The 22,074-nt window shown below is 64.3% G+C and carries 18 protein-coding genes; 14 read left to right on the forward strand and 4 right to left on the reverse strand.

The window, feature by feature from the left end; genetic code table 11:
- The first annotated feature begins 18 nt into the window (after positions 1-18).
- The 10 genes from DAES_RS00635 to DAES_RS00680 all read left to right on the forward strand — a co-directional run bounded on the left by DAES_RS00635 (position 19) and on the right by DAES_RS00680 (position 12,348).
- Positions 19-2,625, forward strand: a complete 2,607-nt coding sequence (locus tag DAES_RS00635) for a PEP/pyruvate-binding domain-containing protein (protein ID WP_013513092.1) — start codon at positions 19-21, stop codon at positions 2,623-2,625.
- Positions 2,626-3,398: 773 nt separating this feature from the next.
- The gene (locus tag DAES_RS00640) at positions 3,399-4,049 is read left to right on the forward strand and encodes an IS1595 family transposase (RefSeq protein WP_013513093.1); all 651 of its coding nucleotides are present in this window, start codon (positions 3,399-3,401) and stop codon (positions 4,047-4,049) included.
- A gap of 339 nt (positions 4,050-4,388) precedes the next feature.
- Positions 4,389-5,207 (forward strand): bifunctional DNA-formamidopyrimidine glycosylase/DNA-(apurinic or apyrimidinic site) lyase, encoded by an 819-nt coding sequence (mutM, locus tag DAES_RS00645; RefSeq protein WP_013513094.1) that lies wholly within the window; start codon positions 4,389-4,391, stop codon positions 5,205-5,207.
- Positions 5,208-5,554: 347 nt separating this feature from the next.
- Complete coding sequence (murJ, locus tag DAES_RS00650; RefSeq protein WP_013513095.1) at positions 5,555-7,102, forward strand: murein biosynthesis integral membrane protein MurJ; 1,548 nt, start codon at positions 5,555-5,557, stop codon at positions 7,100-7,102.
- Entirely contained in the window at positions 7,099-7,905 is an 807-nt protein-coding gene (locus DAES_RS00655) for a tRNA1(Val) (adenine(37)-N6)-methyltransferase (RefSeq protein WP_013513096.1), read from the forward strand. The genes murJ and DAES_RS00655 overlap by 4 nt, the downstream gene beginning before the upstream one ends.
- A complete protein-coding gene (locus tag DAES_RS17140; RefSeq protein WP_013513097.1) occupies positions 7,898-8,800 on the forward strand; it encodes a C-GCAxxG-C-C family (seleno)protein in 903 nt (300 codons plus the stop codon). Before DAES_RS00655 ends, DAES_RS17140 begins: the two co-directional genes overlap by 8 nt.
- Positions 8,801-9,080: 280 nt before the next feature.
- Positions 9,081-10,427, forward strand: a complete 1,347-nt coding sequence (locus DAES_RS00665; RefSeq protein WP_013513098.1) for an AAA family ATPase — start codon at positions 9,081-9,083, stop codon at positions 10,425-10,427.
- On the forward strand, positions 10,417-11,376 hold the full coding sequence (locus DAES_RS00670; RefSeq protein ID WP_013513099.1) for a metallophosphoesterase family protein: 960 nt from the start codon (positions 10,417-10,419) through the stop codon (positions 11,374-11,376). Before DAES_RS00665 ends, DAES_RS00670 begins: the two co-directional genes overlap by 11 nt.
- Positions 11,366-11,692 (forward strand): hypothetical protein, encoded by a 327-nt coding sequence (locus DAES_RS00675; RefSeq protein WP_013513100.1) that lies wholly within the window; start codon positions 11,366-11,368, stop codon positions 11,690-11,692. Before DAES_RS00670 ends, DAES_RS00675 begins: the two co-directional genes overlap by 11 nt.
- Complete coding sequence (locus DAES_RS00680) at positions 11,692-12,348, forward strand: hypothetical protein (RefSeq protein WP_013513101.1); 657 nt, start codon at positions 11,692-11,694, stop codon at positions 12,346-12,348. Before DAES_RS00675 ends, DAES_RS00680 begins: the two co-directional genes overlap by 1 nt.
- Here DAES_RS00680 and DAES_RS00685 read toward each other — a convergent pair.
- The 4 genes from DAES_RS00685 to ftsE all read right to left on the reverse strand — a co-directional run bounded on the left by DAES_RS00685 (position 12,336) and on the right by ftsE (position 16,059).
- Positions 12,336-12,698: an RHS repeat-associated core domain-containing protein gene (locus DAES_RS00685; RefSeq protein WP_013513102.1), complete on the reverse strand. Its 363-nt coding sequence runs from the start codon at positions 12,696-12,698 to the stop codon at positions 12,336-12,338. The genes DAES_RS00680 and DAES_RS00685 overlap by 13 nt on opposite strands.
- Positions 12,699-12,964: 266 nt before the next feature.
- A complete protein-coding gene (locus DAES_RS00690) occupies positions 12,965-14,275 on the reverse strand; it encodes an RHS repeat domain-containing protein (RefSeq protein WP_013513103.1) in 1,311 nt (436 codons plus the stop codon).
- Positions 14,276-14,425: 150 nt separating this feature from the next.
- The gene (locus tag DAES_RS00695; protein WP_013513104.1) at positions 14,426-15,301 is read right to left on the reverse strand and encodes a cell division protein FtsX; all 876 of its coding nucleotides are present in this window, start codon (positions 15,299-15,301) and stop codon (positions 14,426-14,428) included.
- Positions 15,298-16,059: a cell division ATP-binding protein FtsE gene (gene ftsE / locus DAES_RS00700; RefSeq protein ID WP_049776431.1), complete on the reverse strand. Its 762-nt coding sequence runs from the start codon at positions 16,057-16,059 to the stop codon at positions 15,298-15,300. The genes DAES_RS00695 and ftsE overlap by 4 nt, the downstream gene beginning before the upstream one ends.
- A 150-nt stretch (positions 16,060-16,209) precedes the next feature.
- Here ftsE and DAES_RS00705 point away from each other — a divergent pair, with 150 nt between their 5' ends.
- The 4 genes from DAES_RS00705 (at position 16,210) to DAES_RS00720 (ending at position 21,927) form a co-directional block, all read left to right on the forward strand.
- On the forward strand, positions 16,210-18,408 hold the full coding sequence (locus DAES_RS00705) for a Tex family protein (protein ID WP_013513106.1): 2,199 nt from the start codon (positions 16,210-16,212) through the stop codon (positions 18,406-18,408).
- Positions 18,409-18,522: 114 nt separating this feature from the next.
- Positions 18,523-18,987, forward strand: a complete 465-nt coding sequence (locus DAES_RS00710; RefSeq protein WP_013513107.1) for a hypothetical protein — start codon at positions 18,523-18,525, stop codon at positions 18,985-18,987.
- A gap of 137 nt (positions 18,988-19,124) precedes the next feature.
- A complete protein-coding gene (locus DAES_RS00715; RefSeq protein ID WP_013513108.1) occupies positions 19,125-19,727 on the forward strand; it encodes a DUF4390 domain-containing protein in 603 nt (200 codons plus the stop codon).
- A 7-nt stretch (positions 19,728-19,734) separates the two neighbouring features.
- Entirely contained in the window at positions 19,735-21,927 is a 2,193-nt protein-coding gene (locus tag DAES_RS00720; RefSeq protein ID WP_013513109.1) for a sensor histidine kinase, read from the forward strand.
- Positions 21,928-22,074 lie beyond the last annotated feature (147 nt).

Below are 22,074 nucleotides of genomic sequence, written 5' to 3' on the forward strand. Positions count from 1 at the left end.
GCCTTGCGAGGTATGCCCATGACCACGTTCTGGACCAGGATTTCAAGGCTTGTCGGCTTGGCCGACCCCGAGGAAATCGAAACGCTGGAGCGTTCTCTGCGCCTCGATTTTCGCAAACGCTGCTCCCTGTTCCGGCAGCTTGTCGGCTCCAACAACCTCGCTCTTGAGGTCATGAGCGAAATCGAGGAGCTGTTGCGCGGCGCCACCCCGTTCGGCGTGCCGCAGATACGCGGCATGTGTGCACTGACTACGGCCAACGTCTTCAAGATGATCCGCTGCCTTAATGGCATGACCAATGGCCGCTACAACGCGCTCTTTGGCCGTTTGCGCGCCATTCAGGAGGAGATGGGCCGTCATGTGGAAGGTGGCCGCGAGCCTCTGGCCGGACCGCTGGTGCTCCCGCTTGGGCAGATCGGCGCTGCGGATTCGGGCGAGGTCGGCCCCAAGATGGCGAATCTTGGCGAGCTGGGCCGGATCGGACTGGCCGTGCCCCGCGGATTCGTGATCACGGCCAGTGCGTTCCGACGTTTTTTTGAACATGCCGGGCTGACTGCGGAGATCGAGGGCCTCATTCGGGAGCGGCAGGTGGACCGGTTGGACGAACGCTACGCCCTGTCCTCGACCATACAGGAAATGATCGTGGCCGCGCCGCTGCCTGACGACTTGCTCCAGGACATCGAGGGGCACTGTCAGGCACTCGCCCGCGACCATGGCGACGAGGTCCGGCTGGCGATCCGCTCCTCGGCTCTTGGCGAGGATCTGCCGGATGCCTCCTTTGCAGGACAGTACCGCACCGAGCTGGGCGTACGGCTGGAGCAGGTAGCCCGCTCATACAAGGAGGTCGTTGCCAGCAAATACGGCGTCGCGGCCATGACCTACCGCTGGAACCGGGGCATACCCGACGAGGGCATGGCCGTGTGCGTCGGGTGCCTGCTGATGGTCGATGCGGCGGCAGGCGGCGTGGTCTACACCCTTGACCCAGTCAACCCGGTCGATCACAGGCTGGTCATCCACGCCGCGCCGGGTCTGCCCACGGCGGTGGTGGACGGCAACATCCAGGCGGACCGATACCTGGTCTCGCGTGACGATCCGCCAAGGATCGTGCAATCCCATGTCCCACGGAAGGATTCCATGGCCCAGCTGGACGCGCAAGAGGGTATCGCCCACATACAGCTGCAAGGCCGGGACGCCCTGGCCCAGGCCATAGACACCCCGGTGATCCTTGACCTGTGCCGAAAGGCGTTGGCCGTGGAGCGCCACTTTGGCCAGCCCCAGGATGTGGAGTGGGTGCTCGACCGCCAGGGAGCCCTGGTCTTTCTCCAAGCACGGCCCATGACCAGCCACGCCTCCATTGTTCTGGAAAATGAGGACACTCCCGGGCTGCCCCTGCTGCTCTCCGACGGCGAGCCCGCCTCGCCCGGCGCGGCCTGCGGCAAGGTTTTCGTGGTCCGCAAGAACGCCGATGCCTTTTCCTTTCCCGAAGGGGCAGTGCTGGTGACGGCCCAGGCCCTGCCGCGCTGGGCGCCTCTGCTCTCCAAAGCGGTCGCAGTGGTCGCCGAGACCGGTAGCGCAGCCGGGCATCTGGCAAACGTGGCCAGGGAGTTCGACGTGCCCGCAGTCTTTGGGCTTGAAAACGCGGTTTCGCTCCTGGAAGGCAGTGAGATGGTCACTGTGGACGGAACCCATGGCCGGGTGTATTCCGGCTGTGCCGAGAGCCTGCTGGCCGATCAGGCAGAGAAGAGGCCGGGATTCATGCTCGGCAGCCCGGTCATGAACACCCTCGCCAGCGTGGCGCGGCACATAGTGCCCCTGACCCTGCTCGACCCCGAATCGCCCGATTTCACCCCGGAATACTGCCGCACCCTGCACGATATCACCCGCTTCTGCCACGAGAAGTCCGTTGGCGAGCTGTTCGCCGCCGACAGCGGGCCGGTGCGCAATCGGCTGGCCAAACAACTCCGGTACAGGGGCAGGCCGCTCAAATACTGGCTCATCGACCTGGGCAACGGATTCAGGAATCCGCCCCAGGATCGTTTCATCGATTTCGAGAACATCGCCTCCCGGCCCCTGCATGTGCTCTGGGAAGGCATGACCGCCAAGGATTGGAGCGGTCCGCCGATGCTCGATGTCAGGGGATTCGCCGCCATCATCAGTCAGGCGGCCACCAATCGGGACATCGAGCCGGCCATGGCCTCCAGCTTTGAGGTCAAGAACTACTTCATGATCACCGACACCTTCCTCTCGCTCCAATCCCGGTTCGGGTTCCACTTCTGCACACTTGAAGCCCTGCTGGGTGACGTTGCGGAAGAGAACTACGTCAGTTTCCGCTTCAAGGGCGGTGCGGCGGATCTGGATCGGCGCATCCTGCGGGCCGAGCTGGTGGCCGACATCCTGGAGGAATACGGCTTTCGCACCGAACTGCGTCAGGACGCCCTGCTGGCCAGGGCCGAGGGCCTGCCCCGTCCCGAGCTTGAGGAAAAGCTCAGAATTCTGGGATTCGTCATGATTCACACCAAGCAACTGGACATGGTCATGAAGAACCGAAGAATGGCAGTCGCCTACGAACAAAGGCTGCGGCGCGACCTGGAAATCATGATCGGAAGCCACCAAGGTACAGTCGGCTAGGAGCTGAAGACGCCGCTGCCGCGGAATTAAGGTCTCTTCAGCCCGTTTCATCACTCAGCTTGACAAGCAACTGAAATCACACAATGGGCGTTTCAATATGGGAAGCGGACAACTAGGCCCAAGGCCTACGGGGAGGAACGCTGGGCCAAGACTTGCTCGAACTGTGTCAAGACGGCAAGGAATCCGGAATCGAAAAAGCCGTGTAGTCATCCCGTCTCGAATGCCTTTGGCCGGTAGAACGCTAAGTGGCCTCGGTCAGCTGCCCACGACCTCAAATGCAAGACAGCCCTTCCCTTCCTGAAGCCGGGGCAAAGTGCTAGGTCATTCCTCATGCAGGAGGGACACGCCGAAGCAGAATAGACAAATAAAATCAAAGCATTGCCGCGATGCCGAAAAGCAAGACGTTCCGAGTCTTCCCTTCGGCACTTGAGGTTTGGGCCCTCGCTTTTCATGGGCACACGAAGTATTGTAGCTATTGTCGTTATCCGCATGTTGACGAGGTTTAGTTTCTTGGCTGTGATTGCTTGAAATACGTAGACTATTTGTGTTGAGCCTGTGTGAAAGTATGTGTTGATTCTGTTCCAAAGTCACCAGGAATAGTCTGCAATCGCTGAGAATCGCCAAAAGTAAGTCCCCGCCATGTTGGGAAAACACGGCGGGGACTCGCTTCTCGAATACGCGGTGGGTCTTTTTGGAAAAGTTTTCCCCCCGGACCCCCCTTTCAAAACTTTTGGGGCTGTACCAGATAACTCCTCTGGGTTATCGGTATGGCAATGCGAAAAAGTCGTTTGAGTCAGAAAAAGCAGCTCCGATTGATTGAGCATTTTGTAGCTGGCACCACTGCCCGCTGTGCAGCTGATCTGGTTGGAGTGAACGTCAAAACAGCCGCCTTTTACTTTCATCGGCTCCGGGAAATCATAGCTGAAGAAGAGGCCGGTGAAGGGATGGATTTTGGCGAATTTGAAGTCGATGAAAGTTACTTCGGAGGAAAGCGGAAGGGCAAACGGGGCCGAGGGGCCGCAGGCAAGGTGCCTGTTTTTGGAATTCTTAAAAGAGGCGGGAAGGTATACACACAGGTGATTCCTGACGCCAAGAGCAAGACGTTGCTGCCTATTATTCGTGGGAAAGTGCAACCAGACAGTATCGTGTACTCAGATGCTCTTTACAGCTACAATGTCCTCGACGTTTCCGAGTTCAAACACTTCAGGATCAACCATTCGAGGTTGTTTGCCGACAAGCAAAACCACATCAATGGGATTGAAAATTTTTGGAACCAGGCCAAGCGCCACATGAGGAAATTCAACGGCATTCCGACCAAGAACTTTCCTCTATTCTTGAAGGAGTGTGAGTGGCGTTTTAACAACACCAATCCACAAAGACAGTTTAAGCAACTGAAACAGTGGGTTAAGAAACATATGGGCTAGTTATCTGGTACAGCCCCAAACTTTTTGGGTCTACGCCGCCAGGAAGGGCGAAGGGCAAGCAAGGGCTTGATGGCGGCGTAGGGGGCTGCGCGTCCGCACGAGGCAGGCTTCTTTTTGTTCATACTTTCTGTAAAAGCTCTGCCTTTCCGCTCATCCACGCCCTCTCCGCCGCTCTCCGCCGCTCTGTTCCCCCAGTCTCGCCTTGCGGCGGAGCGCCACAAAGTTCTGGAAGGGGGGTCCAGGGGGGGAAACCTCTTCCAAGAGGTTTCCCCCCTGGCCGCCGGAGGCATCCCTCCTCCGCGCTTTTCTCCGTATTGGAAATCGGGTACGTAGGGTGCCATGCCGGAGTTGCCAGAGGTTGAAGTCATTGCCCGTGGGCTGCACGCCGTTTTGGTGGGGCGGGTCATTGCGGCTGTGGAGCCGGTCGATCCCACGCGGTTGAGTGAGGACGGGGCTGCGTTGGCGGCCAAGGTGGTCGGGGCCGGGGTGGTTCGGGTGAGCCGCCGGGCCAAGGTGCTGCTGATCGGGCTTGGCAACGGCGCGACCCTGGCCTTTCATCTGAAGATGACCGGGCGCGTGGTCCATGGACCCATGCGGCCTGTGGAGCGCCATGACCGGACCCGGTTCATATTGGACGACGGGTCGCTCCTTTGCTTTGCCGACATGCGCCGATTCGGGTATGTGCGCGCCTTTGCGCCGGGCGGGTTGGAGACGTGGGATTTTCTGTGCCGGGTCGGGCCTGAACCGTTGGACACCCCCCCTGCGGCCCTGGCCGGGCGGGTTTTGTCGAGATCGGGGCGGATCAAGGCGCTCCTGCTCGACCAGGCGGTGGTGGCAGGCGTGGGCAACATCTATGCAGACGAATCCCTGCACCGGGCGGGCATCCATCCGCAGACGCGCGGCAACCGGCTGGGCCGGGCCGGGGCAGAGCGATTGTTCGCCCATCTTCAGGACGTGCTGCGCCAGGCCATTGCGGAGAACGGCAGCTCCATCCGCGACTATGTCAACGCCAGCGGCGATGCCGGGGCCTTTCAGAACAGCTTTGCCGTGTACGGCAGAAAGGGCAGTCCCTGCGCGGTCTGCGGGGCGATCCTGTTTGCCGTCAAGGTGGCCGGGCGCACCTCCACCTTTTGCCCGCGCTGCCAGCCGGAGCCATGACGGCAGACCGCAACCGTCTGCGAAAGTCCGTTGTGGTCTAAAGGGGCTGCACAGACCGCGACCGGTGGGGAGAGGCCGCTGTCGTCGAGCAGGGCAGGGGCTGGGCAGGCTGGCTGGGAGGTTTCTTCGAGATTGGCCGACGATGCTGGCATGATGTATGATTCTAAATGTTTATGATGTATTCTGACAGAATCGGTACACAGGGCTCCAAGCGGGCGATGCCCGAGCCAGATCAGAAGAAGAGCGAACGAAATCGAAATATTAAAGTTTCTCTAGTAAAAGACTAGAGAATGTGGTCAACGTGATTTCAACCAGTTAGCGCGACGCCTTTGCGGCGGAGAAAAACAGTGAGCAGGCACGGCAGGGACATAGCCAGAAACGCCGCCGTGGTGGCGGGCGCGACCCTGGTTTCCAGGGTGTTGGGGTTTGTTAGGGATATGATCATGGCCTTTGCCTTGGGGGCCGGGATCTTTGCCGATGCCTTTTTCGTGGCCTTCCGCATCCCGAACCTGCTGCGGCGGCTGTTCGGCGAGGGGTCGCTGACCATGGCCTTCATCCCGGTCTACTCCCGGCTGCGCGAGGAGGAGGGCGAGGAGGTGGCCCAGGCCATGGCCCGTTCGGCCATGATCTGGCTGGCGGTCATTCTCTGCGGAATCACCCTTGCCGCCGAGTTGCTGGCCGGGCCGCTGACCCTTGCCATTGCGCCGGGGTTCACCCGCAATGCCGAGCTGTTCGACGTCACGGTCGATCTGGTGCGCATCTGTTTCCCGTATGTGGTCTTTATCTGCGGGGTAGCCCTGTGCATGGGCGTGCTCAATGCGGAGGGCCGTTTTCTGGCCCCGGCCATGGCTCCTTCGGTGCTCAATGTGGTCATGATCGGCTCGGCCCTGTTCGGCTACTGGACCGGGCTCAACGTGGCCTATTCCATGGCCTACGGCGTACTCATCGGCGGGTTCGGCCAATGGCTGTCCCAGCAGTCCGCCCTGCGCGCGATCGGGTTTTCCTGGCGCGGCCCCTGGTCGTGGCGCAACAAGGGCGTGGCCCGCATGGGGCTGCTCATGCTGCCTACCGTGTTCGGCGCGGCGGTCTACCAGCTCAACATCCTGCTCGGCACCCTGCTCGCCTCGTTCCTGCCCGTGGGCTCGGTCTCCTACCTCTATTATGCGGACCGGCTGGTCCAGTTCCCGCTCGGGGTGTTCGGCCTCGCCATCAGCACCGCGGCCCTGCCCAGCCTCGCCCGGCTGGCCGCGCGGGGCGAGATGGACGAGTACGACTCGGCCATGTCCCTCTCCCTGGGGCTGACCCTGTTCATCGCCCTGCCGTCCGCCGCCGGGCTCATCGCCCTGGCCGCGCCCATGATCTCCCTGCTCTTCGAGCGCGGGGCGTTCACCATCGAGGCTGTGACCGCCACCTCCCGCGCCCTGATCGCTTATTCCGTGGGCCTGCCCTTCATCGCCCTGGCGCGCCCGCTGGTGGCCGGATTCTATGCCCTGGAGGACACCCGCACCCCGGTCCGGATCGCCGTGCTCTGCCTTGCGGCCAACATCGGCCTTGGGCTGCTGCTCATGCGCCCCCTGGCCCATGTGGGGCTGGCCCTGGCCGTCAGTCTCTCCTCGATGCTCAATTTTGTCCTGCTCCACGTCTATCTGTCGCGCAAGCGCAAGGCGTCCCTGGTCCCGCTGGTTGCGTCGGTCAAGACTCTGCTCCTCAGCCTCGGCGTGGGCGTGGGCGCGTATTTCTCTGCCTCGTGGGGCCTGTGGTGGCTGGCGCTTCTGCCCGTATGGGCGGCGGCCTACCTGTTCATGGCCCTGGTCCTGGACATGGACGAGGCGCGCCTGTTCGTGGACATGGTCCGCTCGCGCGCCCGGCGCGGTCTGAAAAGGAAAAAAGGATGACCGCGCCTGCCGCGCCCCGAATCGACACCCAGGCCATCCTCGCCCGGCGCGACGCCTTCCCCAGAGGCATGATCCAGCCCGAAGAAGGCTACCGTTTCTCCCTTGATTCGCTGTTGCTGGCCTGTTTTGCCCGGCCCGGACGCGAGCAGGTCGGCATCGACCTCGGCTGCGGCTGCGGCGTGGTCGGCCTGGCCCTGCTCCTGCGCCAGCCTGATCTGCGTCTGACCGGGGTGGATATCGATCCCGAAAGCGTGCGCGTGGCCGGGCTCAACGCGGTCAATCTTCACTACGCCGACCGCTACGCCGCCACCCTGGCCGATGTGGCCCAGTGGCGGTCCGAGCGGGTGGTGGATTTCGTGGTCGCCAACCCGCCGTACCGGCCTCTTGGCTGTGGACGCGTCAGCCAGGGCGAGAGCCGGGCTGTTGCCCGGTTTGAGAGCCGGGGGGATTTCGCCCTGTTTGCCCAATGCGCTGCCGTGGCCCTGCGGACGCGGGGCCGGTTCACCTTTGTCCATCTGCCCGAGCGGCTGTCCGAGATCATGGACGGGCTCTCCAAGGCCGGACTCGCGCCCAAGCGGCTGCGCCTCGTCTACGGCAGGTCGGACCAGGAGGCGCGCATGGCCCTGGTGGAGGCGGTCAAGGCGGGCAAACCCGGCCTGCGCGTGGAGCCCCCGCTCATCCTGCACTCTGGATCAGGCAGGCAGACGCGGCTGACCGACGAGGCCATCGGGTTTTGTGCGTTTCTTTGTTCCCAGGGCGAACCCGACACTCATCACACTCCAAGCGAGGATTCCCATGCTTGATCATCAGAAATCCGTTGTCGCAGACCTTTTCGGCAGCGGCGCGCTCTATTGCGCCGAGATCGCCCTCAAGCTCATCGCCGAGGCGGGGGGCCGCGATCCCGGCCCCCTGACGCCCATGGCCACCGGCTTTTGCAGCGGCATGGCGCGCTCCTGCGGCCAGTGCGGCGCGGTGTCCGGCGCGGTCATGGGCATCGGCCTCTTTGCCGGGCGGCCCGCGCCGGGCGGCGAGCACGACCCGGCCTACGCCCTGACGCAGGAATTCCAGGACCGGTTCAGAACGGCCTTCGGCTCCATCAACTGCCATGACCTGACCGGCTGCGACTTTGCCACCCCCGAGGGACAGGCACAATTCAGGGAGCAGAACGTCAAGTCACGCTGCATCGAGTTCGTGGTCCTGGCCGTAGACACCGCCCTGGATCTGCTGCGCGACTCCGGCCACCTGCCTGCCGAAGCCGACTTTGTCCGCTCGCGGCTTGCGCCCTGCGGCCTGCTCTGTTCCTCCTGCCTCGCCTTTGACGGCGGACCCATCCAGCAGAACGCCCGCGCCCTGCAAGCCGCCCTGGGCGACAACTTCGCCGCCTACGCCGAGCGGTTCGCGGCCATGAATCCGGTCTTTGGCGACTATCCCGCCTTTCGCAGGCTCCTCGACTATCTCGCTTCCGGTTCCTGCACCGGCTGCCGCGAGGCCGGGTGTCTCTTCAAGTCCTGCGGCGTGACCGCCTGCGTGCGCGAGCGCAGCCTCGACTACTGTTTCCAGTGCGCCGACTTCCCTTGCGACCATCACGGGATGCCCGGCCCCCTGGCCGAGCGCTGGCAGGCCAATAACGAGGCCATGCGTGCTCTCGGCCCCGCCCCCTGGTTCTTTACACGCCACCCCAAACCGCGCTACCCCTGAAGGGGGTTGAAAAACGCGCGATTGCGTCGTCGCTGCGATCCAGGCAGACCCTCGCGTACCAGGAGTAAGCGTCGGCCCTGCCTGAATCTTGCTCCTAGCACTCACACATTTTTGAACCCCCTTCGGGATGGTGTAAATGGCCCGATTGCGTCGTTGCTTCGGAAGATGCAGATCCTCGCGTCTGGCACTCGAACCATTGCCACCGCCTGCTCGCCAGGCTTGTGAGACAGAGAGCTTTTATCAAATATTTTGATGAGTTGAGCGATTTGACCTGGACACTATGATACGCACCATCATTCTTGAAAATTTCATGGCCCACGAGCGGACCGAGCTTGAACTCGGGCCGGGGATCACGGCGTTGACCGGGGCCAACAACACCGGCAAGTCCGCCATTGTCGAGGCGCTTCGCTGCGTGGCCACCAATCCCGCGCCCAATCACTGCATCCGCCACGGCGCCAAAGAGGCGCGGGTCACGCTCACGATGGACGACGGGGCCAAGGTCGTCTGGATTCGCAAGAAGCGCAGCGCGGGCTACGAGATCACCCTGCCCGGCAACAGCGAACCCGAGGAGCCCTTTTGGAAGCTCCAGGGCAAGGTGCCCGACGAGGTGCGCGCCCTGCTGCGGCTCGATCTGGTGGAGCTGGAAACCGGCGAGCCCATCGACGTGCACGTGGGCAACCAGCGCGAGCCGGTCTTTTTGCTCAACCGGCCTGACTCCAATGTGGCCGCTTTTTTTGCCGCGTCCACCGAAAGCGCCCACCTGCTGGCCATGCAGAACGTCCTCAAGGCGCGGACCACCGAGGCCAAACGGCGCGAGCGCGAGCTTGAGGCCCGAACCCGCCGCATCGAGGCGGAGCTGGACACCCTGGCCGCGTTGCCGGATATCACCCTGCGCATGGGCGAAACCCGCCAACTGGAAGCCACCGCAAAGCAACTTCAAGGGGCCATGCCTATCCTTGAACAGCACATGAAGGATATTCGCCGCACAGAGGCCGGGCGCGATGCCCTGGGCCGGTCCGCAACCATCCTCAAGACTCTTGGGAGCGTGCCGGAACTCAGCCCGGTTGCGGGTTTGCGCGCCCTTGTCGCGGACATGGACCGTGCCAGCGACCGCCTTGCAGCTGCTGGACGGACACGCGCAACCCTGGCCCCGCTGGCTGCGCCACCTCTCTCCGAAGATACCGGGCGGCTGGCCGAGCTCTGCGAGCGTCTGCAAAAAACGGCGGCTGGCTTGCGGAAGGCTGAGGTCAGGAACCGGGCCATGGCTGATCTGCTCACGCCAACGGCCATGGAAAACTCTGCTTATCTCGTTGCCCTTGTTGATGAAATGCTCGCGGCCCGCTACAGGTTGAAGCGGGTGGCCCGGCGGGAGGCCGTGTTGCGGACCATTGCGGAGCCGCCCCGGCTGGAGCAGGACGCGCGGCTGGGATCGCTCTTGGCCGACCTGCGCCGCCTGACCGGGTTGCGACAGGCCGCAGAGGGTGAACTGGCCGAGTTGGAGACCCGGTTGCAGACTGTCAGGGACACCCTGGGAGCACGGCTGGCCGAGCTGGGCGGCTGCCCCACCTGCGGGGCGCGCATCGACGCTGATTCCTTCCTTGATCGGGGGCATGTCCATGGCCGTTGAGACCATCCGCGCCAACGGGCTCTTCCTGGTTGCCGACCCGCATCTGGCGGACACTCCGCCGGGCCAGCGGCTCGACGGCTATCTTGAGCAGATCATGAGCAAGCTGACCGCCTGCCTGGACCGGGCGCGCGAGCTCGGCATGGTCCCGGTGCTGCTGGGCGACCTCTTCCATCGGCCCCGCGACAACTCCAACAGGATGCTTGTGGAGCTGATCCGCCTTTTCGGCTCGCGCACCGGGCCGGGCAGGGTCTGGGCGCTGGTGGGCAACCACGACAAGTACCAGTCGCGCCTTACCGAGGACGTGACCATTGCGGTCTTGGAGGCCGCCGGAGTGCTCCGGCTGATGAAGGAGGAGGGGCCGCAGTTCATTCTCGAAACCGACGCCGGCAGCGCCCTGGTCTGCGCCAGCCCGGACGGCGCGCCCCTGCCCAAAGGGTTTGAGCGCTCGCCCGACGATCCGCAAACCGTGGTCTGGCTCACCCACCACAACATCCGGTTCCCGGAGTTCGACGACCGCGCCTACGCCATCCGCGAGCTGCCCGGCATCGACTGGATCATCAACGGCCACATCCACCGGCCCCAGCCCACGGTGCGCCAGGGGCAGACCACCTGGGCCAATCCCGGCAACATCACCCGGCTGACCTTCACCCGCCGCTCCATGGTCCGGCAACCCGCGGCCGCCATCTGGAGGCCGGGCTGCGTCGAGCTGGAGCGGTGGGAAGTGCCGTACCTGCCCTTTGACGCGGTCTTTCCGGATCAGGAGCTGCCGCCGGAAGTCCAGGAGACCGAGGGGCAGTCCAATTTCATCAAAGGGCTGGAGCGGCTGGCCTGGAAGCGCACCTTTGAGGGCATGGGGTTGCGCCAGTTTCTGCAGGAAAATTTGTCCAGGGAGACCCCGGAAGGGGCGCTCATCTGGGAACTCTACGAGGAGGTCACCCATGGCGAATAGCAACCCCAACAAGACTGGCACAACGCGGGATGTCGAACTGGAACAGGAGCTTGCCGAGCTTCGCAACGACTACGAGCGGCTGCGCGACACGCGGGTGCGCACCGAGCAGGACATCGCCCATCTGACCAGCCAGCTCGAAGCGCTCAAGGCCCAGGCCCAGGCCGAATACGGCACCAGCGACCCTGAGGCACTGCAAGGACTCCTTGAGAAAAAACGCGAGGAAAACGAGCGGGTTGTCGCGGCCTACCGCGAGCATGTCCAACAGATTCAGGCTGACCTTGCCGCAGTGGAAAACCGTGTGGAGCAGGACGGCTGATGCTCTTCGGGGCTGAATCCATGCCCGACCTTGGCGAGGCTCGGCAGCGGCTGGCCCGGCTCTCGGCCCTGGCTGAAACCGGGCATGCCGAGCATGGCCGGGTGCGCGCCGAGCTGGCCGGGGTACGCGATTTTCTGGCCCTGGCCCCGCGCGCCCGCGACACCCTGGAGGAGCTGTCCACGGCCCTGTTCGGCCAGGTGCTCGACGAGGTGGAACTGAACCTGACCCATGCGGTGCGTGAGATTCTCGGCCAGGACCGGGTGGTGGCCACCCGGCGCGAGGTGCGCAACAACCGGCTCCAGATCCATTTCGAGATCCACAACCAGGGCGACGGCGAGCGGGTGGAGGACATCATGACCGGCCAGGGCGGCTCGGTCTGCAACATCCTGTCCGTGGGCCTTCGGCTCATCGCACTGTCCCAGCTCCAGCCCGAGGCCCACCGGCCCTTCCTGGTGCTCGACGAGCAGGACTGCTGGATACGCCCCGCCCTGATCCCCAGATTCATGCAACTCATCAGCGAGATCGCGGCCCGCCTCGGCCTCCAGATCCTGGTCATCAGCCACCATCCGCTTGATCTCTTTGCCGACGCGGCCCGGCACATCTTTGAACTGCGGCCCGACCGCGAACACGGCGCGTCCATCCGTCAGGTGAAGTAGGGGGTTCCTCGCGCGAGCGGCGGGTCCACCCCGTTTACGGGGTCACCCAGACAACACCCATACCAATCAGGATCGCCGTCCGCATCGCCCAGGGGATCGGGCGCGGTCCATCTGCCGGTGAAGGTATCGTAATCCCGCCAGCCGAAGCGGACGAAGCCGAGATATCGGTCGTGCAGCCCGCCCGCGAAGCCCAGCGGGATGCGCAGGGCCGGATTGGTGGACTCGATGATCCCGCCAAATGGGTCGTACAGGGTTTCCTGTATCACGTTGCCGCGCTGGTCGGCAACAGCGCGCAGGGAGCCGATTTGGTCGTAGTGCAGGGTGAAGGTTTGGCCGTCGTCGCGCTGCATGGCGCGGAAGTATGCAAGACTAAAACCGCCCCGGAGTTCGAAATCTGCCGGGGCGGTTGGTCATTTGTCTTTCTTCTCGGTGCGTGAGGGTGATCGCAAGAGCCAAGCCGATAACGGCGTAGCTACTCCAACAGAAATAAGAACCCATGCAAAGACTCGCGGGAAAAGGATTGGAACCCCATAATGATGCATATCCCCATTTAGCAGGCCAAACACTCCTCCCACGATGAACGCCACGCTGATTCCAAGTTCCGAAAGTTTTACCCTCATCTTTTCTGTCCCCAGTCTTCTATCTCGTCGTAAGCTTTTCGTACACCACTTCCCCAGTATCCCGCCGGAGAGGACTCGGGCGGACCTTCAACAAGAGCGCTTGAGGCAAAATCCGCCGCCGCCTTCGACCCCGCTGCCAGCTTCTCCGGATGCTGCATCGCTGCCGCCGCTGCCGCAGGAGCCGCCTTTGCCGTACCTGCTGCGCCGACAATGCCGGAATTGATCCCGATTACCTTGCCCATGGCATCATGGACGCCCTCGGTGGCCGTGGGCTTATCCTTCCCGTGGTTCTTGCCAGCCTTTTCTCCAAGCCAATCGGCCACCTTTGCAGCACTGTATGCCCCCGTCGCCCCGATGGCTGTGGCACCGGCCATGCCCGCCACAAAGGGCAGGAACCAGACTAGCAACCCCAGCGGGTCCACCCCGTTCACGGGATCATCCAGACAATACCCGTACCAGTCAGGGTCTCCGCCCTTATCGCCCAGAGGGTCGGGTGCGGTCCAGCGACCGGTGAAGGTGTCATAATCACGCCAGCCGAAGCGGACAAAGCCGAGATCCCGGTCGTGCAGGCCGCCTGCGAAGCCGATGGGGATTCTCAAGCCAGGGCAGGTGTCCTCAATGATTCCTCCGAACGGATCATACAGAACTTCCTGTATCACGTTGCCGCGCTGGTCGGCAACCACGCGCAGGGAGCCGACTTGGTCGTAGTGCAGGGTGAAGACCGCGCCGTCGTCGCGGCGCATGGCGTGGGGCGTGCGTTCATCGCTACGGTAGACGAAGACGAATTCGTGTGTGCCGTCGTGGAAGGCGGCCAGACGGATGAAGTCGCGCCAGTGGTACGCTTCGATCAGCGTGCCGTCCCGGAACTTGGCCGCGCGCTGGCCGTTGTCGTCGTGGGCGAACTCGAAGACCGTGCCGTCCCATTCGCGGGTGGCCCGGAGCAACCGATGGTCCGTGGCGTACTCGTAGCGTGTATAGTTGCCGCCGTGGTTCCAGAGGAGGCGCATCCCCTGCTTGTCATGGGTGTAGCCGTTGTTGCCGGCGGACTGGAGGCGGTTTGCCATGGTGTAGCTGAAATTGCGGATCTGGCTGCCATGGGTGCGCGGAAACCAGTCGTGGCTGCGGCACCCCTGTTTGTCGTACCGGCACTGGCAGACGAAGCGGCCATTGAGTTTGGCCTCGGCCAGCCGTCCGGCATGGTCGTAGGCATAGGTCCAGACAGCGGGCGCTCCCTGGACGGTCTCGGTTTTCTCGATGATGCGCCCCTGCGCATCATGTCGCAATGTATAGGAATAGGTGGAATGCATGCTCCCTCCGGGGTTTTGTTCCCGAAAGTCGTTTCCGGGAATCCGGGGAAGCGTAGCATGGGGTTTTCGGCCTGATGGAAAGCGGGCGAAACGGGGTGGAAAAGGGGGCTTGCAGGGGCAAAAGGGAGGGTTGACGGGGGCGGGGCGGCGTTACTTGACGGCCACCCAGCTGCTGGTCATGGCGACCAGGGTCACGCCTGCGGCCAGCATGAGCATCTGCTCAAGGGGCAGGAAGGGGATCTGGATCAGGAACGGCGGGAAGTTGAGGGCGTCGGCGGCCAGGACGTGGACCCCGGCCAGCAGCCCAAGGCCTGCGGCTGCACCGGTCAGCCCCTGGAGAAATCCGCTGGTGAGCAGCGGCCAGCGCACATAGGCCGGGCTTGCGCCCACCAGGGAGAGGATTTCGATCTCGTCCATGCGCGTGAGCAGGGAGAGCTTGATGGTGTTGTGGACCACCAGCGAGATGACCAGGGCGAGAAAGGCGAGGATGGGCCAGATGAAGAGCTGTGAGACGGTCATCCATCCCTGGGCCAGATCGGTCTGGAACGGGGTGTAGTTGACCTTGTCCACGCCGGGCAGGGACTTGAGGGTCGTCAGCAGCCGGGCGGCCCACCCTTCGTCCTGGGCCTCGGGCGGCACAGAGAATCGGACCAGCCCGGAGTGGGGCAGGGGGTTCTCCTCGGCCAGCCAGGAGAAATCGCCGGACTCGCCCAGGGATGAGGCCAGCTCGGTCAGGGCGTCCTCAGGGGTGAAGCTGGTGAATTCGGCCACATGCTCCATGGCCGCGATGGCGTCCCAGTCCGCGCTCACGGTGTCGGACGGCTCGCCCTGCTTCCAGTAGAGCTGGAATTCCACCTCGCCCCGGCTCTTGACCAGTTCGAGGTTAACCGTGTTCAGCCCCATGAGGATCAGGCCGGTGAGCAGCGTGACCATGGCCACGGCCACCATGGTCAGGAGCTGGGCCACGGGATGGAGCCGGAAATCGGCCACCCCGCGCAGGGTCAGGCGCAGGAAGCGGCTGATCATGGCCGCCCCCCGGCAGGGGAGAACAGGTCGTCCGGGCTGGCGTCTCCGGCCTCGGACACGGCGTCGCCGCAGGCGCAGGACTCGTCGGGCTGCGGCTGCTCCCCCTGGCCCATGATGCGCCCGTCGTGCAGGTGGAGGATGCGCGCCTCGGGCACGCAGTCGAGCACCTCGCGGCTGTGGGTGGCCATGATGATGGAGGTGCCGTAGGTGTGGAACTGCTTGAAGATGTCCATGAGGTGCATGGTCAGGTCGAAATCGAGGTTGCCCGTGGGTTCGTCGGCCAGGATCAGCTCCGGGTTGGCGACCATGGACCGGGCGATGGCCACCCGCTGCTGCTCGCCGCCCGAGAGCCGCTCGCACGGCGAATAGCTCTTGGCCTCAAGGCCCAGAGCGCGGACCACGGCCCGCACGCGCCGCTCCAGATGGGCGCGCTGCATGCCGCGCACCTCCAGGGCCATGGCCACGTTGTCGAAGACAGTGCGGTTGGGCAGGATCTTGAAGTCCTGAAAGACCACGCCCACCTTGCGCCGCAGTTTCGGGATGTGCCGTTTCTTCAGGGTGTTGAGAGACATCCCGGCCACTGAGACCCGGCCCCGGAGCACGGGCAGCGCGCCGTAGAGGAGCTTGAGCAGGGTGGATTTGCCCGCCCCGGAGTGGCCGGTCAGGAACAGGAACTCCCCCCGCTCCAGGGTGAAGGAGATGTCCTTGAGCGCCCAGTACGGGCCGAAATTGTGCGACAATCGCTCCACGTTGACCATCATGAGCGGCAATGTACCCGTCTGTGCGCCAATTGTACAGGGTGGCCGGAACCCGGTGAAAAGGGAGTTTCCTTGACGCCGGGGCCGCGAGGGGTCACACCTGCCTGCATGACACACACAGACCCCGCATCGACCGGCAAGGATTCCGCCTTGAACGACGCTGTCGGCCCGCGTCCGGAACATGTGCAGGCCATCGCGGCCGAGCTGTCCATCCCGCCCGCGCGGGTGGCTGCCGTGGCCCGGCTCCTGGACGAGGGCGGCACGGTCCCATTCATCGCCCGCTACCGCAAGGAGGCCACCGGCTCCCTGGACGAGGTGGCCGTGGCCGCGGTGCGCGACCGGCTGGAGGAGCTGGCCGCGCTGGACAAGCGGCGCGAGGCCATCCTCGCCTCCCTGGCCGAGCGCGACCTGCTCACCGACGCCCTGCGCCGCGAGCTGGAGGCGGCCACGGACAAGGCGCGGCTCGAAGACATCTACCTGCCCCACCGGCCCAAGCGTCGCACCCGGGGAGCCATGGCCCTGGAGCGCGGGCTGGCCCTGCTGGCCGACGCCCTTATGGCCCAGCGCGGCATTGATCCCGTGGCCGAGGCGCGGAAGTTCGTCACCCCGCCCGACCTTGTCCATGACGCTGCGCCTGAAAAGCTCGTGCCCGACGTGGTCGCCGCCCTGGCCGGGGCGCGCGACATCATCGCCGAGCGTGTCAGCGAGAATCCCAAGGCGCGTCAGGCCATGCGCGCCCTGTTCGCCAAGCGTGGTCGGTTCGGCTCGCGCGGGGTCAAGGGAAAGGAAGAGGCCGGGGCCACCTATCGCGACTGGTTTGACTGGGATGAGCCGCTCAGCGCCGTGCCGAGCCACCGCGCCCTGGCCATGTTCCGGGGTGAGCGCGAGGGCATGCTCAAGCTCTCCCTGCGCCCGCCCGAGGACGAGGCCCTGGGGCTGATGCGCCGCTCGCTCCTGCGCGGCGCACACCCTGACGTCCGCCCGGACGCCCGCGAGGTGGGCGCGGCGCTCGACGATTGCTACAAGCGGCTGCTCGGCCCGTCCATCGAGAACGAGGTGCGCGCCGAGGTCAAGGCGCGGGCCGATGGCGAGGCCATCCGCGTGTTCGCCGCAAACCTGCGCGAGCTGCTGCTGGCCGCGCCCCTTGGCCAGAAACGGGTGCTGGCCCTGGACCCTGGCTATCGCACCGGGGCCAAGCTGGCCGTGCTCGACGCCCAGGGCGCGCTCAAGGAGCACACCACCATTTTTGTGGTCGGCTCGAAAAAGCAGCAGGACGAGGCCGGGGCCACCCTGCGCACCCTGTGCGCCCGGTACGAAATCGAGGCCGTGGCCGTGGGCAACGGCACTGCGGGCCGCGAGACCGAGGCCTTTGTGCGCGGTCTTGGCCTTGGCATGCCTGTGGCCCTGGTCAATGAGTCGGGCGCGTCCATCTATTCCGCGTCCGAAGTCGCCCGGCGGGAGTTCCCGGACCTGGACCTGACCGTGCGCGGCGCGGTCTCCATCGGGCGCAGGCTGATGGACCCCCTGGCCGAGCTGGTCAAGATCGACCCCAAGTCCATCGGCGTGGGCCAGTACCAGCATGACGTGGACCAGGCGGCGCTCAGGCGCGCCCTGGACGACGTGGTGGCCAGTTGCGTCAACTCCATTGGCGTGGACCTGAACACGGCCAGCGTGGAGCTGCTCTCCCATGTCTCGGGCCTTGGCCCGGTCCTGGCCGCCAACATCGTGGCCCACCGCGACGAGCACGGGCCGTTTCCTTCGCGCCGGGCGCTGCTCAAGGTCAAGCGGCTCGGACCCAAGGCGTTCGAGCAGGCCGCAGGATTCCTGCGTGTGCGAGGTTCCGATCCCCTCGACGCCAGCGCGGTCCACCCCGAACGGTACGAACTGGTCAAGCGCATGGCCCGCGACGCTGGACAAACAGTGGCCGATCTGCTCGGCGACGAGGCGGCCCGGCAGCGCATCATCCCGGAAAAATACGTGTCCGAGGACGTGGGCCTGCCCACCCTGCGGGATATCCTGGCCGAGCTGGCCCGGCCAGGCCGCGACCCTCGCGCCGGGTTCAGCGTCTTTGCCTTTGACGAGAACGTCAGCGACATCAAGGATCTGCGTGAGGGCATGCGGTTGCCGGGCATTGTCACCAACGTGACCAAGTTCGGCGCGTTTGTGGACGTGGGCGTACACCGCGACGGACTGGTCCATGTCAGCCAGCTGGCGGACCGGTTCGTGCGCGACCCCTCCGAGGTGGTGGCCGCCGGACGCGAGGTGATGGTCACGGTCATCGGCCTGGACCAGAAGCGCGGGCGGATCAACCTGAGCATGAAGCGCGACCCGGTCATCGGGGGAGACTAATGTCCCGGTGCCCTGGCGGGCGTATTTTCGTCCAACCGAGGTTGTCAACGTCCGGCGGTTGGGCTAGCATGCCCTTCAATTTGCCATCAACCTGAGAACAACATATTTGGATTCATGAATTTTTTTGTAAAAAATTGGTTTTTTGCGCTGGTTGCGGGCCTGCTCCTGAGCGCGGGGCCGGGCCGGGCCGGGGACACGGCGTATCTGGACCGCATGGCCCGCGAGTCGGAGATCAAGAGCATAGCGGTGGTGACCAGTGTCCAGCGCATGGGGGCCAACGCGGACGGCACCTTCCTGCGCGTGACCTTCAGGAACGAGTACGCGGTCACGCCCTTTACGCCGGATTCCTTTGTGGGCGGCTGCAAGGCCATGGAAAACAACTGGCAGACGCGCTCGCCGGGCACGGTCTACTTCTCTCCCAAGCGGGGGCAGAAGGTGTTCGTGACCATCTCGACCAACGGCGGGGCCATCACCAGCTTCACGCCCCTGACCCCGCAGCTCGACGCCGCAGTGCGCAACGACCCCTGGCGGATCGTCTTCAGCCGGGGCCGAGCCGAGGCACCTCTCCCTGACGACTAGGTGGCGACGGCCCGGAGGCCATAGGCGTGCCGTGGGGCGGAGTTCGGCATTCCGTGGCAGGCGTTGCGGACCGGGCGTTTGTGCGGTCATGGAGCCGCTTGTTCTTTGCTGTCGCTGCTGATACATACCGGCCATATATGAAAAACACCGCCTTCATACCGGCGCGGGCAGCGGGCCTGCCCAGCCATGCGCTCCTGCTTGGAGCCGTGGCCGCCCTGGTCCTGCTCCTGGCCCCCCTGGCGGCCCGCGCCCAGACCATCAACCTGATGGCACCCTCCATCGCCAATGTCTCCGGCATGCTCACGGCCCGGTTCGGCGTGACCGTGGTGGAAAAGGTGATGCTCAAGGGCGAGCTGCAGGACGGGGCGCAACTCGCCCTGCGCTGCGCGGTCAGCCTCTACAAGGCCCGGGACTACTGGCTGGACGGCCATCTGGCCTCGTCATCCTTCGAGAGCGTGCTTTCGAGCGATCCCCTGACCGGCGAGTTTCTTATGACCCTGCCGGGCCGGTCCACCCCCCTGCGCGCCAAGGACATCGAGACCCTGCTCCGCGAGGGGTGGGGGACCATCGAGGTCTCGCTTGGCCCGTGGGACATGCTTGAGCGCGGGCAAAAATACAGCCTCATCCTCAACACCTCCATGAATGAGGCGGACGCGCCGGACGGGGTGTCGCGGTTCATCTATTTCTGGTCCTGGGATGCCGGGGCCGACGCGTCCTTCCAGCTGGATTTCACCTACTAGGCGCGCCATGACTCCCGATCCCATCCGCATCAATCCGACCACCCGAAGCGATAGGAAACGGCACAAGCGGGAATACGTCATCGCCCTGGTCTTTCTGCTGGTCATCGTCGGCCTGACCTGGGCCGAGCTCAAGTACCTGAGCGGCGACTACTACCTCATCCTCAACCTGCTCATCCTCAACGTGGTCCTGCTGCTGGCCATGCTCTTCTACGTGGCGCGCAACGCCGTGCGCCTGATGCTGGAGCGCCGCCGCAAGGTGCTCGGCTCCAAGCTGCGCACGCGGCTTGTCCTGGCCTTCATCTCCCTCTCGATCATCCCCACCGCGCTCATCTACCTCGTCTCGGTCAAGTTCGTGCAGACCTCGGTGGACTACTGGTTCAAGGGGCAGGTGGAGGAGTCCATGGAGCAGGCGCTCGAACTGGGCCGGGCCTTTTACGGATCGGCCCAGGAGCGGCTCGAGCGGCGCGGGGCCAACATGATCGCCGAGATCAAGCGCAACGGATTCGCCTGGGGCGGCAAGGCCATGGACAACTACCTGAGCGAGAAGTTTGGCGAATACGACCTGAGCCTCGTGGGCGTCATCAACCCGGAGGGCGCGGAGCAGAACACCCACGCCACGGCCCAGTGGACCCAGGCCTGGCCGGAGATCAAGGAGAAGATCGACTGGCAGAGTCTCAAGGCCGACCCGCGGTCGTGGACCACCATCCTGCCCACGCCGGGCAGTGATCTGGTGCTGGGCGTCACGCCTGTTGACGAGGGCCGCTCGGGCTATCTGATCATCGGCGAGACCGTGGGCCACGGGCTGATGCACCGGCTCGACCAGATCGTGCGCGGCCTGGACGAATACAAGAAGCTCAAGACCCGCAAATATCCCTGGAAGATGAACCTGTACCTGACCATGGGCGTCATGGCCATGCTCATCATCCTTGGCGCCATCTGGTTCGGCTTTCGGCTGGCCAAGGAGCTGTCCGCCCCGGTCCAGGCCCTGGCCGCAGGCACCGAGCGCATCGCGCGCGGCGACCTGTCCGTGCGCCTGGAAGACCGCTCCGACGACGAACTGGGGTTCCTGGTCCAGTCCTTCAACCGCATGGCCGAGGACCTGGAGCAGAGCCAGAAGTCCGTGCAGCAGGCCAATGTGCGCCTGGCCCAGCAGAACCAGGAGCTTGAGCGGCGCGGCCAGTACATCGAGGCCGTGCTCAACAACATCACCTCGGGTGTCATCTCCATGAACGCCGAAGGACGCATCGGCACGGTCAACACCGCTGCCGAGCACATCCTGGGCGTGCCCGGCTCCATGCTCATCGGCAGAAAACCGCAGTCGCTCCTGTCCGGCGAGTTTGCGGACATGATGAACGAGGCGCTCTCCTCGGTCAGCGCCAACCCCGGCACCCTCTGGGCGCGCCAAATAGACCTGCCCGTGCGCGGGCGCAATATCAAGGCCCTGGTCAACGTGGTTTCCCTGCACAACGTGGGCGGGCGCGAGGCCGGGCATGTGGTCGTGCTTGAAGACATCACCGAGCTGGAGAAGATCCAGCGTCTTGCGGCCTGGCGCGAGGTGGCCCGGCGCATCGCCCACGAGATCAAGAACCCGCTCACGCCCATCAAGCTCTCGGCCCAGCGGCTCCAGCGCAAATACGGCGAAGAGGTGAACGAAAAGGTCTTTGACGACTGCACCGAGCTCATCGTCAAGCAGGTGGAACGGCTCCAGAACATGGTCACCGAATTCTCCACCTATGCCAAGCTCCCGGAGGTCCAGCCCAGGCCGGACACTCTGACCCCGGTCCTTGAAGAGGTGGCGGCCATGTTTGAGAACACCCACCGCAAGATCGACTGGAGTCTGGAATTCATCACGCCCATTGACGCATTTCCCTTTGATCGCGAGGCGATCCGCAAGGTGCTCATCAACCTCTTCACCAATGCAGCAGAGGCCCTGCGCGGCCAGCGCGGCGGGCAGGTGAAGGTCAAGGCCGCCCATGACAAGGGTGCGGGGTTGGTCTCCATCACCGTGGCTGACAACGGGCCGGGATTGCCCAAGGATTCCTCGCGCATGTTTGAGCCGTATTACACCGAGAAGAAGGGCGGCACCGGGCTGGGGCTGACCATTGTCCGGTCCATAGTGGCTGATCATCGGGGGCAGGTGCGGGCCAAGCCGAATTCGCCCAAGGGGACGGTGTTTATTGTCGAGCTGCCGGATGCGTAGCTGGTTGGGGATGGGGAAAGAGGGAAGAGGGAAGAGGATAGGGAAGCCGCCTTCGGCGGGATGGGGAATGCCAGAGGATTTCGCTCCTCCGTCGCGACTTACTTTTGGGCCAAAGCGGCCAAAAGTAAGCAAAAACCGCTTTTTAAG

The sequence above is a fragment of the Pseudodesulfovibrio aespoeensis Aspo-2 genome, assembly GCF_000176915.2.
Classification (GTDB): domain Bacteria; phylum Desulfobacterota; class Desulfovibrionia; order Desulfovibrionales; family Desulfovibrionaceae; genus Pseudodesulfovibrio; species Pseudodesulfovibrio aespoeensis.

Bases quoted from the DNA above. Each gene is read 5' to 3' on its own strand.
- ftsE (WP_049776431.1), bottom strand. From the start codon at position 16,059: ATGGTCAACGTGGAGCGATTGTCGCACAATTTCGGCCCGTACTGGGCG.
- DAES_RS00680 (WP_013513101.1), top strand. From the start codon at position 11,692: ATGCTCTTCGGGGCTGAATCCATGCCCGACCTTGGCGAGGCTCGGCAG.
- DAES_RS00665 (WP_013513098.1), top strand. From the start codon at position 9,081: ATGATACGCACCATCATTCTTGAAAATTTCATGGCCCACGAGCGGACC.
- DAES_RS00710 (WP_013513107.1), top strand. From the start codon at position 18,523: ATGAATTTTTTTGTAAAAAATTGGTTTTTTGCGCTGGTTGCGGGCCTG.
- DAES_RS00640 (WP_013513093.1), top strand. From the start codon at position 3,399: ATGCGAAAAAGTCGTTTGAGTCAGAAAAAGCAGCTCCGATTGATTGAG.
- DAES_RS00670 (WP_013513099.1), top strand. From the start codon at position 10,417: ATGGCCGTTGAGACCATCCGCGCCAACGGGCTCTTCCTGGTTGCCGAC.
- DAES_RS00655 (WP_013513096.1), top strand. From the start codon at position 7,099: ATGACCGCGCCTGCCGCGCCCCGAATCGACACCCAGGCCATCCTCGCC.
- DAES_RS00695 (WP_013513104.1), bottom strand. From the start codon at position 15,301: ATGATCAGCCGCTTCCTGCGCCTGACCCTGCGCGGGGTGGCCGATTTC.
- mutM (WP_013513094.1), top strand. From the start codon at position 4,389: ATGCCGGAGTTGCCAGAGGTTGAAGTCATTGCCCGTGGGCTGCACGCC.
- DAES_RS00720 (WP_013513109.1), top strand. From the start codon at position 19,735: ATGACTCCCGATCCCATCCGCATCAATCCGACCACCCGAAGCGATAGG.
- DAES_RS00715 (WP_013513108.1), top strand. From the start codon at position 19,125: ATGAAAAACACCGCCTTCATACCGGCGCGGGCAGCGGGCCTGCCCAGC.
- DAES_RS00635 (WP_013513092.1), top strand. From the start codon at position 19: ATGACCACGTTCTGGACCAGGATTTCAAGGCTTGTCGGCTTGGCCGAC.
- DAES_RS00685 (WP_013513102.1), bottom strand. From the start codon at position 12,698: ATGCAGCGCGACGACGGCCAAACCTTCACCCTGCACTACGACCAAATC.
- DAES_RS00690 (WP_013513103.1), bottom strand. From the start codon at position 14,275: ATGCATTCCACCTATTCCTATACATTGCGACATGATGCGCAGGGGCGC.
- DAES_RS17140 (WP_013513097.1), top strand. From the start codon at position 7,898: ATGCTTGATCATCAGAAATCCGTTGTCGCAGACCTTTTCGGCAGCGGC.
- DAES_RS00675 (WP_013513100.1), top strand. From the start codon at position 11,366: ATGGCGAATAGCAACCCCAACAAGACTGGCACAACGCGGGATGTCGAA.